General features: G+C 41.3%; 13 protein-coding genes. 9 read left to right on the forward strand and 4 right to left on the reverse strand.

Features of this window, described 5'->3' with window-relative positions:
• Window positions 1–40 precede the first annotated feature (40 nt).
• The 4 genes from H6G25_RS11935 to H6G25_RS11950 form a co-directional block, all read right to left on the reverse strand.
• Complete coding sequence (locus tag H6G25_RS11935; protein ID WP_190392674.1) at window positions 41–640, reverse strand: thioredoxin family protein; 600 nt, start codon at window positions 638–640, stop codon at window positions 41–43.
• A gap of 85 nt (window positions 641–725) precedes the next feature.
• Complete coding sequence (locus H6G25_RS11940) at window positions 726–1,634, reverse strand: TauD/TfdA family dioxygenase (RefSeq protein WP_190392675.1); 909 nt, start codon at window positions 1,632–1,634, stop codon at window positions 726–728.
• Between the two features lie 44 nt (window positions 1,635–1,678).
• Entirely contained in the window at window positions 1,679–2,350 is a 672-nt protein-coding gene (locus H6G25_RS11945; RefSeq protein ID WP_190392676.1) for a glutathione S-transferase family protein, read from the reverse strand.
• Between the two features lie 157 nt (window positions 2,351–2,507).
• Entirely contained in the window at window positions 2,508–3,113 is a 606-nt protein-coding gene (locus H6G25_RS11950) for a nitroreductase family protein (RefSeq protein WP_190392677.1), read from the reverse strand.
• A gap of 176 nt (window positions 3,114–3,289) precedes the next feature.
• On the opposite strand from H6G25_RS11950, the gene H6G25_RS21525 reads away from it, so the two are divergent.
• The 9 genes from H6G25_RS21525 (at window position 3,290) to H6G25_RS11990 (ending at window position 13,198) form a co-directional block, all read left to right on the forward strand.
• On the forward strand, window positions 3,290–3,412 hold the full coding sequence (locus H6G25_RS21525) for a hypothetical protein (protein ID WP_265915503.1): 123 nt from the start codon (window positions 3,290–3,292) through the stop codon (window positions 3,410–3,412).
• Window positions 3,413–3,820: 408 nt separating this feature from the next.
• Window positions 3,821–5,164 (forward strand): LLM class flavin-dependent oxidoreductase, encoded by a 1,344-nt coding sequence (locus tag H6G25_RS11955; RefSeq protein ID WP_190392678.1) that lies wholly within the window; start codon window positions 3,821–3,823, stop codon window positions 5,162–5,164.
• A 216-nt stretch (window positions 5,165–5,380) separates the two neighbouring features.
• Window positions 5,381–6,745, forward strand: a complete 1,365-nt coding sequence (locus H6G25_RS11960; RefSeq protein WP_190392679.1) for an LLM class flavin-dependent oxidoreductase — start codon at window positions 5,381–5,383, stop codon at window positions 6,743–6,745.
• Between the two features lie 405 nt (window positions 6,746–7,150).
• Entirely contained in the window at window positions 7,151–8,689 is a 1,539-nt protein-coding gene (locus H6G25_RS11965; RefSeq protein WP_190392680.1) for an amidohydrolase family protein, read from the forward strand.
• 168 nt (window positions 8,690–8,857) lie between these two features.
• Window positions 8,858–9,520, forward strand: a complete 663-nt coding sequence (locus tag H6G25_RS11970) for a PHB depolymerase family esterase (protein ID WP_190392681.1) — start codon at window positions 8,858–8,860, stop codon at window positions 9,518–9,520.
• Window positions 9,521–9,687: 167 nt separating this feature from the next.
• A complete protein-coding gene (locus H6G25_RS11975) occupies window positions 9,688–10,686 on the forward strand; it encodes an aldo/keto reductase (RefSeq protein ID WP_190392682.1) in 999 nt (332 codons plus the stop codon).
• 90 nt (window positions 10,687–10,776) lie between these two features.
• Window positions 10,777–12,612, forward strand: a complete 1,836-nt coding sequence (locus H6G25_RS11980; protein WP_190392683.1) for an ABC transporter ATP-binding protein — start codon at window positions 10,777–10,779, stop codon at window positions 12,610–12,612.
• A gap of 125 nt (window positions 12,613–12,737) precedes the next feature.
• The gene (locus H6G25_RS11985; RefSeq protein ID WP_190392684.1) at window positions 12,738–13,025 is read left to right on the forward strand and encodes a DUF1778 domain-containing protein; all 288 of its coding nucleotides are present in this window, start codon (window positions 12,738–12,740) and stop codon (window positions 13,023–13,025) included.
• Window positions 13,025–13,198, forward strand: a complete 174-nt coding sequence (locus H6G25_RS11990) for a hypothetical protein (RefSeq protein ID WP_199319739.1) — start codon at window positions 13,025–13,027, stop codon at window positions 13,196–13,198. Before H6G25_RS11985 ends, H6G25_RS11990 begins: the two co-directional genes overlap by 1 nt.
• Window positions 13,199–13,222 lie beyond the last annotated feature (24 nt).

Below are 13,222 nucleotides of genomic sequence, written 5' to 3' on the forward strand. Positions count from 1 at the left end.
TTTTCTACACCCCACATGAGAATTTTGAGAAAATCCCTAACTACCCAACCGCTACCGGAACTTTATAATAAACCGGCTCATTCCCTGCTTTCCATTTGATATTACAACCAATACTCGGCTTTTGCTCCCAAGTAATTTGCTCATCTGCTAAAACATAATTAATCGCTTTCCGTAAATCTTGTCCAGTTACAGGTAAACCATTTTTTGGACGACTATTATCTAACTGTCCTCGATAAGCCAACTTTCTATTAGCATTAAATACAAAAAAGTCTGGAGTACAAGCTGCAAAAAAATCTTTAGCTACTTTTTGACTTTCATCATAAAGCAAAGGATAGGATAAATCTATTTCTTGGGCGAAATCTTTGAGTAATTCTGGTGCATCATCAGGATGAGTATTAATATCATTAGAACTAATGGCGACAATCCCGACATTTTTATTTTTGTAATCTTGTCCCAACTTTGCTAATTCCAATTTGATATGTTGCACAAAAGGACAATGACGACTCAGAAAGATAACTACCAATACTTTTTTATCCGCAAAGTTTGCCAATGAAATCGTTTGACCTGAAACCACATCTGGGAGATAAAAATCAGGTGCTAAAGTCCCCAAAGGTAACATGGTCGAAGGTGTTAAAGCCATAAAATCCAATTCCTTAAATTATCAAATTTATGATCAAAATGGTGTGTTACCGCAAAGTGTAACGCACCCTACAGTTAACTAATGATTAAGCTGCTACAAGATTGGGAATATATGCCGCAGAATCTCCTTGAATGGCTTGACTATACCCACCGTCAATACCTAAAGGAAGATCACCAGCAATGGTTACACGCTGCACCCGACGGGGTTGATCTCCATAATCGGCAATGGCATAATGTTGAGTAGCGCGGTTATCCCAAAATGCCACATCACCAACTTTCCACCGCCAACGTACTGTATTCTCAGGTCGTGTAATATAAGATTGCAACAAGCGCAGAATATCGGCTGATTCAGTGGGAGATAAACCGGGAATTTGGCGCACAAAACCACCAATAAACAAACCCTTTTCCCCAGATTCAGGGTGAATTCTCACCACTGGATGCAAGGTTTCATACACTGTTGAAGTAAACACATCTCGGTAAGATTTTACCTCTTCAGGTATATCGAAGGCTGTGGCATAATCATAAGCATTACTATGTACAGCCCAAAGTTTATCCGCTAAATTCCGCAAATGCTTCGGTAAATCTTGGTATGCAGTCACCGAATTTGCCCAAATAGTATCCCCTCCCGTCGGCGGAATTACCAATGCCCGCAAGACCGAGCCAAGGGGCGGACGATCTACAAATGTTACATCTGTGTGCCAGCTATTCGCACGGGCAACGGTGCGGCTATAATCTAAGTCCAATACTTCTGGATGTCCAGGAAGTGATGGAACTGTGGGATGTGCAGTAGTTATTTTACCAAAACGCTGTGCAAAAGCTACTTGTCCATTAGCATCTAATTCCTGTCCACGAAAGAAGATGACTTTATATTCAACTAGGGCTTTTCTAATTTCGCCGATGATTTCATCACTGAGGTTTTCAGCTAGATTAACACCTTTAATTTTTGCCCCAATACGTCCAGCAATTGGTTTAACTTCTATGTTTTGATAACTCATAAATTTGTGTTCTCAATTTAGGAATAGTTGAATGCAGTGTTTGACTAAGCAGCCACAGGAACAGGAGCAGCAAATTTAGCATATCGCTCAATATAGAACTCTTTAGACTGAGCGATTGCTTTGACTGATTCACGTTCTTTAAGCGCGTGTTTCCACTGTTTCACACGAGTGAATTCAGCAGGGATACCAAAGCCACGATAATGTTTAAGAGCAGCCCATCTTTCAAACCAGGGGAAAAAGGTAAAATCGGCCAAACTGATAGATTCACCAAACCAGTATGGACCATCTCCCGAAAGTTTTCCTAACCCTTCATTTTCAATCAATTCTAGATGTTTGTAAAGTTCTTGTTTCGCTTCTTCTTGTTTTTGGAAATCTGGACTGCGTAACAGCGTAGAAAAAGCAGGAACTAATCTAGTATTAGCAAAATCTATCCAAATCCGAGCCTGAGCTTTGGCAATGGGGTTGCTAGGTAAAAGGGGAGGATTAGGAAATACTTCATCCAGATATTCGTTAATAACTGCTGATTCCCAAACTCGATTTTCCCCATGTGTAATCGCAGGTACTTTTCCGTATGGAGAAACTTCTGTAAATCCTGCTGGTTTATTCTGCAAATCAATTTCAATCAAATCGAAATCAATGCCCTTTTCTTGAAGTACCAAGCGGGTACGATGAGCATAAGGACAAACTACCGCACTATAAATCTTAATGTCAGCCATGTTTAAATTCCTTTGTCAATTAGGACTTGTGCTTCGGCATTGGGAAATAGATATTTAATCCAAAATCCCAAATCTTAAATAGTTAGTGTTATAAACCTGAATAGGCTTGTGGCAAAAGATATCAAATACTAACTAAACTTTGAATATTTTGTGAACTCTAATCTTTCAACAAAAATGAGGTTTTTCCCCACTTTTGGGTAAACACAAATTCCTGTAAAGGTTTACGGACACGGGGAGCTAGTTCACGTTCTTTGAGTCCATCAGGAAGACTCTGTGGATCTCCTGGATAGCCAATCGTGAGTGCTGTAGCGGGTTCATAGTCCTCTGGAATCTGGTATTCTGTTTTGGCTTTGTCTCCATTAAATCCCCCAATTTGATGGGCAAATAAACCAAAAGAAGTGGCTTGAAGAATCAGGTTTTCTAAGGCCAGTCCGACATCATGAAATGCGTATCTGTTGATTTTGCCATCATCAGTGCGAACTTTAGCAACAGCCAGTATCAGCACAGGAGCGGTTTTTGCCCATCCTTGATTGAACTCAACCAAGATACTCAGTAACCGATTGTATTCCGTGGGGTCATCTTTGGTAGCAACAATAAAACTCCACGGTTGATGATTGTAAGAAGAAGGAGCCCAGCGAGCCGCTTCTAGTAATGAGAGTAGCTTCTCTTGTTCTACAGATTGCTCGCTATAAGCTCTAGGACTCCAGCGACTGCGAATCAATTCATGAATAGGGTAGTCGTTAAGCGCAAGTTTTTCTGTCATTTGAATGAATTTTCTGATTGGTATTGGGTTTTTAACATCTGTCAGTAGTTCAAAAACCCTTTTTTGGACAAAAAATCTAAATACTACTGTAATCTGATAAAGTAATAGTATTTTTTTGATGATACTGCATAAATCCAAAAGTAGTCAACTATTTTTTGTTCTCAAAATCTAAGAAAATGTCCAATACAGCATTAATTGTCGGGGCAGGAAGTGGATTAAGCGCGTCCTTAGCTCGTTTATTAACAAAAGTCCGTCAACCTCGCAATGCTTGGACATGGGAAATCGAATTACGTCGTTGAGGAATTTTGACTAGAACAACACTCGGCAGGAGTAGTAGTATATTAGTTCTATGTATTTTGTTCAAATTGAGCGATCGCCCACTCTGCACACCCTAGAGTCATCAAATACTTAGAATATCTAACAATTAGCTGCTAATAAATTTAGTTCACCATATTTTTCTTAAAAGGTACTTGCTTTTTCATGAGAGTTATGAGATTATACTATTAATCTATGATAAATCAGTCGAGATACAGTAGTTTTATCGGCAACCCACCACTAACGCTAATGCCTACAACGATGGCCAAGGAGTTGAAAAAGCCTTCCCAACAAACATGAGGTAGTCACATTGATATATATGACAACTGCCAGACCAGAAAATTTTTATCATCCTATATTCATTTGATAAAAAATATTACTTAGAGTCTGATATGAGCAAACAACAAAAACAACTAAGACTAGGTGCATTTTTACCCGGAGCAGGCCAGCACGTAGCAGCTTGGCGACATCCTCAAGCACGGAGTAATGGCGCTCTCAACTTCCAGCATTATCAGCAGATAGCCCAGACAGCCGAGCGCGGTAAATTCGACGCATTTTTTCTTGCCGACGGTTTAGCCTTACAACATCGTCCTGGTGCAGAAGGCCGCACAGCCTTTGGTGGAGACTTTGAACCTGTAACCCTATTTTCAGCTTTGTCTGCGGTAACAGAAAAGATTGGTTTTATCGCCACAGCCTCTACCACTTATGAAGACCCGTATATTCTGGCACGCAAATTTGCTTCCTTAGATCATATTTCTGGAGGACGAGCAGGATGGAATGTAGTCACAACAGGAAGTAGTGAAGCAGCCGGTAATTTCGGATTGGAAAACCATCCTATTCATGCAGAACGCTATATTCGCGCCCACGAATTTATTGATGTAGTCAAAGGTTTGTGGGATAGCTGGGAAGATGATGCTTTTATCCGTGATCAAGAGACAGCTTTTTACTACGACCCCAATAAAATACATCAACTGAACCATAAAGGTAGATTCTTTTCTGTGCGCGGACCATTGAATATTGCCCGTCCGCCCCAAGGTTATCCTGTAATTGTGCAAGCAGGTTCTTCTGAAGATGGTAAAGAACTAGCTGGTAGAACTGCTGAAGTTATATTTACTGCCCAACAAACTCTAGAAGATGCCCAAGCCTTCTATGCAGATGTTAAAGGTAGATTAGCAAAATATGGACGTACCCCGGATCAACTCAAAGTTATGCCCGGTGTCTTTCCAGTCGTGGGACTAACAGAAGCAGACGCAAAAGCTAAATATCAAGAACTGCAAGATCTAATACATCCCCAGGTTGGTTTGGCCTTATTACAGGGACTCATAGGCACGGATCTTTCCGCTTATCCTCTCGATGGACCATTGCCAGATTTACCAGAAACCAATGATAACAAAAGTCGCCAAGCATTATTAATTGATATTGCTCGTAGACACAATTTTACCATTAGAGAACTTTATCAATGGATTGCGGGAGCGCGTGGCCACTGGACAATTATCGGCTCACCGGTACAAATAGCAGATCAACTAGAAAGCTGGTTTCTTAACCATGCTGCTGACGGCTTTAACATCATGCCGCCTTATCTTCCTGGTGGACTGGATGATTTTGTTGACTTAGTAATTCCTGAATTACAGCGGCGGGGATTGTTCCGTACTGAGTATGAAGGAAAGACTCTGCGGGAAAATTTGGGCTTATCTCGTCCAGTTAACCAATATCAAAAGGTATTAGCAGCAGTTTAAATAATTGCCATTAGACAAAAATTTCAGGACTTACGCAAAATATCTCTCAAAACCTCATTTCTCTGTGAACTCTGTGCCTCTGTGGTTCGTTTTTCAGTGACTTGCGCGTAAGTCCTAAATTTATGACTTTCGGTTTTTCAGAAGAAGACTGAATTGATTGAACCATAAATGTAGGTATCCCTTACCAGACCCAAGGAATAAAGGAAGAGAAGATATATGAGCAAAACACGCAAGTTTCGTTTGGGTGCATTTATTCAAGCTACTGGACATCATATTTCTGCATGGCGACACCCCAATACACAAATAGATGCGGGTTTGAATTTTGAGCATTACAAAGAAATTACCCAAACTGCGGAACGTGGATTATTTGATGCGGTTTTTCTAGCAGATAGTCCAGGAATTTGGGGTGGTTCGCCAGAAACTCAAAGTCGTAACGGTAAAATTGCTCATTTCGAGCCTGTGACTCTGTTTTCTGCGTTATCATCTGTCACCAAAAACATTGGTTTCATTTCCACGGCTTCCACTACCTACGAAGACCCTTACACATTAGCACGGAAGTTTGCTTCCCTAGACCATTTAAGTAACGGTCGGGCGGGTTGGAACGTAGTCACCACAGGGAATGAAAATGCGGCGGCTAATTTTGGACTAGAACACCATCCAGAACACAGCCAACGTTATGAACGGGCCCAAGAGTTTGTGGAAGTGGTACAAGGATTATGGGATAGTTGGGAAGATGATGCCTTTATTCGTGATCGAGAATCAGGTGTTTATTTTGATGCCAACAAACTGCACACACTGAACCACAAAGGCAAACATTTTTCGGTGAGGGGTCCTTTAAATGTTGCTCGTCCACCCCAAGGTTATCCGGTCATTGTACAAGCTGGCGCTTCTGAACCAGGTAGAGATTTAGCTGCCCGTACTGCTGAGGTAATTTTTACGGCTAATCAGACTTTAGCTGATGCTCAAGCGTTCTATACAGATGTCAAAGGGCGGTTGGCAAAATATGGACGTTCTCCCGATGATCTCAAAATTATGCCAGGAGCTTTCCCCATCATAGGACGCACTGAAGAAGAAGCTCAGGAAAAATATGAGTTTCTACAATCTTTAATTCATCCCGACGTTGCTTGGGGCATCCTCAAAAATTATTATAAAGGTGTGGATTTATCACAATACTCTTTTGATGATCTAGCGCCAGAACTACCCAGCAATACTAACAATAATAAGAGTCGCTTGAAACTGGTCACTGACCTAGCTACTCGTGGTGGTCTTACCCTGGGTCAATTGTATCTATCCTTGGCGACTGCACGGGGTCATCGTACCATTTTGGGGACTCCTGAAACTATTGCTGATCAATTAGAAGAATGGTTTATCAATGGTGCGGCGGATGGTTTCAATATTATGCCACCTATTTTACCTACAGGGTTGGATGAGTTTGTAAATTTAGTCGTTCCTGTTTTGCAAAAACGTGGACTATTCCGTACTGAATATGAGGGTAGTACGTTGCGTGAAAACCTTGGTTTACGTCGTCCAGTAAATCGTTTTGCTGTTAAACAACAGGAAAAAACATTGGTGTCGGCATAAATAAAAAACTTTGGTGCATCAGTCGAAAATTTGTTGCTAATAAGTAAGTAGGCTTAATTAATTGTTAGATAGTGGAACAGGCTTCTAGGCTGCTGACGGGCAAGATGCCCATCCCACATTTTATATTTAATTGTAACCAGCTACTTAGCCAATTTATCGCATCTGACGCACCCTATAAGAGATCGTCAGCACAGACGTTAAAAGCCTACCGGAGTTTCAAACTATCGGAAAGTTAAGCTTGTCCAAAAGACAAGAATCTTTAATCTCACGTATCAAACTCAAGTCAAAATCAACAGCACAATCTCCCACAAATCCCTGATTTCTTGAAAATTCATAACTTTTAGATTCTGCAATTGTTTGAGGAATCAGGGATCTAAGTTGTCTTGTAACTTTTCTAAGGAAAATATGACTAAATATAGCAAGTTGAAAAGCTCTCCCTCAGCCGCAGTTAGAGCCAATCTCGATTATCCTGTCATTGATACTGATGTTCACACTAATGACTTTACTCCTGCACTGGAGGATTATATTGCTCACTACGGCGGTGTGAAATTGGTAGATGAATTACGCAAAGCCGAATTTTATCGTCTCAATTCTAAGATTGATGGTAAAGACTGGTATCAACAAACCCCTGAAGAACGTCAATATAACCGCACATTGAGATCGCCTTGGTGGGCTAGAGTTACCCGTAATACCTTAGATTTAGCTACCTATACCCTCCCCGCATTACTGTATGAACGTCAAGGGGAGCAAGGATCAGATTATTCGGTATTATTTCCCAATAATGCCTTAGCTGCGGCTGGTGCAAGTAAGGAGAATCGCCAATTATTGCAACGGGCAATTAATCACTATCATGCCGATATTTACCGCAAATATAGCGATCGCCTGACTGTGGTAGCTGGTATCCCTATGACTACTCCCCAAGAAGCAATTGAGGAGTTAGAGTTTGCAGTAAAAACACTGGGTTTAAAAGTTGCAAATATTCCTGGTGGTGTGAGACGGCCAATTAAGGCGATCGCTGATAAATACCCAGCCGATCAATTCCCAGGGATTGGCAAATATGCCTCTTATATTGACTTTTTCGGATTAGATAGTGAATACGACTATGACCCCTTCTGGGCTAAAGCAGTTGAGTTAGGCGTACCACTCACCACCCATTATGGTAGTCAAGGATGGACTGGACGTTCCTCCATTAGTAACTACATGAACAACCATATCGGTCACTTTGCTGATGGTTCACAGGCATTTGCCAAAGCCTTGTTCTTTGGTGGTGTAACTAAACGATTCCCGCAATTGCGTGTGGGTATGCTAGAAGGTGGTGCAGATTGGGGCGCTCACGTCTACATTCATTTAGTGGATCGTTTTTCCAAACGGAGTTTAGAAGGATTGCAAAACTATAACCCAGATTTAGCTAACCCCGATGAGTTGTTTGAGTTGTTTGAAAAGTATGGTGGTGACATTACTCAAGGATATTCCCTCAGCAAAGAAGAATTAACCAAGAGCGTATTGGGAGCTTCCTTTAACCGTCACAGCCGTTCACCAATTGGTAGTGAACTGGAAGATTTTGGTGCAGCAGGGATTAAGACAATTGAGGATATCCGCGATCGCTGGGTGAACAGTTTCTTCTTTGGTTCTGAATCTGACGATCGCACCATTGCAGCCGCATTCAACGACAAAGCCAACCCCTTGGGAGTCAAGCTTAACGCCATTTACTCCTCTGATGTTGGTCACTGGGATGTACCCGATCTTACCGCACCTTTAGCTGAAAGCTGGGATTTGGTCAGAGAAGGCGTGATTTCTGAAGCTGACTTCAAGGCTTATGTATTTGGCAATCCCTATAAATTCTACACCGAAGCCAACCCCGATTTCTTCAAGGGTACAGCAGTAGAATCCAAACTACCTAAGATTGAATCTCAAGCTGAGAACAAAACTTTGGTAGGTGTGTAAATGACTTTGTGATGTTGTAGCCATAGAGACGTTATATATAACGTCTCTACATCAAATAATGAAGAAAACGAACCACAGAGGCGCAGAGAACGCAGAGAAATTAAGAAGAGAGAAGATTCGTGAATTGTTGTCAAATATTTGTAAACGCACATTTGAGGATTTAAAACTATGCCAGTTGAAAAAAGATCCCACGATACCAGCAATAGTTCATTACCTTATATTTTCTCCTCTGCTAACAGTAACAAACCCGCTCCTCTAGTATTATTTCTACATGGAGCAAAGGACAGAGGAACAGATATTAATGTTTTACTAAAAAAATGGGGTTTCCCTCTTTTTGTAGATTCATCACCATCCTTACCTTACGTCTTTGTTGCTCCTCAACTTCCTGAAGGACAAACTTGGGTAGGTAGAGCAGAAGATGTAATTGCTTTACTTGATCATATTATTGCCACCCAACCCGTAGATCCATCCTGTGTGATTATATCTGGATTCAGTTTAGGCACTGCTGGAGCTTGGCATATTGCCGCTTCCTATCCAGGTCGTTTCGCCGGTTTGGTAGCCACATCAGGTCGTGTACCTCAAACATTAGAAGCAGCCCAAATAGCCGCACTCAAAGAAATTTCCATCCAAATATTCCAAGGGGCAAAAGACGAAAAACTGTCAATTGAAGATACACAAAATGTTGTTAATACCCTGCGTAAAGTGGGAGCAAAAGTAGATTTTACTGTCCTACCAGGCGATCATTTTATTGCCAATGAAGTGTACAGTAATCCAATATTACAACAATGGCTCGTTTCACAAAGCCGTCGCCAAGCAGTAGTAGTGAGTTGAATCAGAGAATAATAGGGGAACACCCTTATATCAATTATATCAATATCATCCGAGGCTGCACAGAATTATGAAATCAATGGATTTATCCCTCTTCATCTGTGTTCATCTGCGTTTATCTGCGTTTAATTATTTTTGCGTGAAATAAAAATTCTACAACCAACATTTCCATGACATTACCAACCACTAAACTAGGTCAAACCGGACTCACCGTTTCCCGACTCGTTCTCGGTACAATGACCTTTGGACTACAAACTGATGAAGAAACCTCTATAAAAATCCTCGATACCGCCGCCGAAGCTGGAATCAACTTTCTCGATACGGCTGATGTTTATCCCCTTGGTGGTGGACTACCCACTGCTGGAAGGACTGAGGAAATTATTGGCCGTTGGTTAAAAGGCAAACGCGAACATTTTATTGTTGCTACTAAGGCCGTCGGTAAAGTTGGTCCTGCACCTTGGGACCAGGGATCTTCACGCAAACATATCTTAGATGCTATTGATGCTTCCCTCAGACGACTGGGAACTGATTATGTTGACCTGTATCAATTACATTCTGATGATGCTTCAACTCCTCTGGATGAAACCCTAGAAGCTCTGGATACAATAGTTCATGCTGGTAAAGTCCGCTATATCGGAGTTTCCAATTTCTTAGCTTACCGACTAGCCCGCGCTTTAGGTCGTGCAGATGTGCGTCATCTGACTCGTTTTGTTTCCATTCAACCCCGCTATAACCTTTTATTCCGGGAAATTGAGCGAGAATTATTACCCCTGGCACAGGAAGAAGGTTTAGGTGTCATTCCCTACAATCCTTTAGCCGGGGGATTACTGACAGGGAAACATAAACTTGCTGAAGGTCCAACATCAGGTACTCGTTTTACTTTAGGTACTGCTGCTGAACGTTATCAAGAACGTTATTGGCATGACCGTGAGTTTAATACTGTGGAAGAATTACGTACAGTGGCAGATTTGGCAGGATTATCGCTGACTACTCTAGCATTGGCTTGGGTTTTAGCTAATCCAATTATTACTGCTCCTATTATCGGTGCGAGTCGTCCAGAGCAACTTATAGACAGTCTCAAGGCTGTGGAAGTCAAACTTGATGACAATTTGAAACAGAAATTAAATGACATTACCACCGAATATCGTCGGGGAGATGCTCTGCGTTAAGTGACTTTTGGATGATTTTATTAGACCTCACCTTAAACTTGACCTGACGGTTGATCTAGCCGTCTATCTATTTTTATTTTTTACAGCAGCATGATGAAAAAGATAAGACTTTCTCAATCGTTTCAACGCGCTCCCAATGCGCCCGAATTACCAGATACTCCTTTCCTATTTATTTGTTATTTTGTGAATCAGTTTCGCTGGTGGTATGTGTTAATGGTGCTTCTGGAAATCGCCCACGCTACCTGTGGAATTATGTTACCCTATGCGATTGGTGAAATGATCCGCAGTGTGACACGACACTCCACGGGGGACAGTAAACTAATTTTTGATATTTTGAGACAACCCTTGATTCTGTTTACGTCTTTGAGTATAGGTGAGGTGGTATTTGGGCGTTCCGCTGGACTGTTACAAACTATTCTCCATCCCATCCACAGACAGCATATTGTGCGATCGCTATATGCCTATTTACAGCAGCATTCCCATCGTTATCTCAGCAGTAGTTTTGCTGGTGCGTTAGCCCATCGCATTGCGGAAACTTCCCTGGGTGTTACCCAAACGATGCAAATGATGATTACGGAATTTATGCCAGTAATTATCGTTTATATAGTCTCCACAATTCTACTCTATCGCGCCTATCCTCCCCTAGCGGCAGTTGTGGGGATTTGGGCAGTTTTGTTTATCAGTATTTCCTTCTGGTTGGCGACTCGATGTCGAATTTACTCCCGCAAAGCCGCCGCCGCTAGAAGTGAAACCACTGGGATTATTGTAGATTCTGTGACAAATCTCACTAGTAGTAGACTTTTTGCCCGTTTGGGTTTTGAACGCCGCTATTTGAATGACCAATTAAAACGCGAACTCAGGGAGGTGAGAAAATCTAACTGGTATTCTGAACGAATTCGCTGGTTTCAGTTTATTTCAGCAGCAATTCTGAAAATTGGTACTCTATATTACTCACTTTCTCTGTGGAGTCAAGGAAAAATAGCTGCGGCTGACTTTGTTGTGGCTACCAGTTTATCACTCTTAATCATTAGTGAAGCTCGCAATTTAAGCAAACGGTTTTTAGAATTTTTTGAACATATCGGCAATGTAGCTAATGGCGTTCACACTATCATTCAACCCCATGAAATTATAGATCGGGATAATGCTATAAATCATGCCATCACTAAGGGTAGTATTGAATTTCGCCAGGTGTATTTCAGTTACTCGTCAGAGAAGACGGTATTTACTAATCTGTCTGTTACTATTCAACCAGGGGAAAGAGTGGGACTGGTGGGTTTTTCTGGTTCTGGGAAGTCTACTTTTGTTAATTTAATTTTGCGTTTATTTGACCCGCAATCGGGACAAATATTGATTGATGGTGTGGATATTAAGGATATGACTCAGGAAGCCCTACATTCGCAAATTAGTTTGATTCCTCAAGATCCTTCTCTGTTCCATCGCACTTTGTTAGAAAATATTCTCTATGGACGTTTAGAAGCATCACAGGCGGAATTGATAGAAGCAGCACGGAAAGCCTATGCTGATGATTTTATTGCTCAGATGAAGGAGGGTTATGATTCTTTAGTGGGTGAACGGGGTGTTAAATTATCTGGGGGACAAAGACAACGAATTGCGATCGCCCGTGTTATCCTCAAAAATGCGCCTATCCTCATCTTGGATGAAGCTACTTCTAGCCTTGATTCCATTACTGAAAAAGCGATTCAAGATACTTTAGATTCAGCAATGAATGGAAAGACGGTAATTGTGGTAGCCCATCGTTTATCTACTATCGCTCATTTAGATAGAATTTTGGTATTTGATCGCGGTCGGATTATTGAAGATGGTACTCACTCTAATTTATTGGCTAAGGGTGGCGCTTATCACAGATTATGGCAAATGCAAGCCGGTGGATTTCTGCCGGTAACAGCTATGGTAGGTGACGGTTGACAAAGTTAAAAAGATTGTTGGTGTAAGGATTTTTAGAATGCAAAAATACGGATTCTGCACTTGCTTGACAAACGGCAATCTGCCGTATTAAATTGTATTTAATAATCCATCTCAAACTAATTGATATGAATGTTTCACCTATTCCAAAACAGATAGCGAGACTTGAGGCTCGTATCACTCCAGAAACTAAAGCTCTGTTGCAGAAAGCAGCAGATTTAGAAGGACGCACTTTAACTGATTTTGTGATTAGCAGTGTTCAGGCGGAGGCGTTGCGAGTCATCGAACGACACCAAACCCTCAAGCTAAGTATGAGCGATGCTGAATCTTTTGTTGATGCTATACTTAATCCTCCGCAGCCAAATGATGCCTTGAAAGCAGCAGCACTAAGATATAAGCAAGTAATTTCAGTATAATGGTTCTCAAAATAGAAGTTTTAGATAGTCGTAGGCATATCCGCACTGAATTTTACTGTGGAAAAGATAGTTTAGATAATTATCTATACAAACAAGCATCTCAGGATCTCAAAAAAAGAGTTGCAACTGTATTTGTTTTGGATGAAACTTTATATTCCGATGCAATCAGTTGAAGAGCTTGTTCAGAATTTGGGTTA

Origin of the sequence: Dolichospermum sp. FACHB-1091, from assembly GCF_014697585.1 — a bacterium.
In the GTDB taxonomy this organism is placed as follows: Bacteria; Cyanobacteriota; Cyanobacteriia; order Cyanobacteriales; family Nostocaceae; genus Dolichospermum.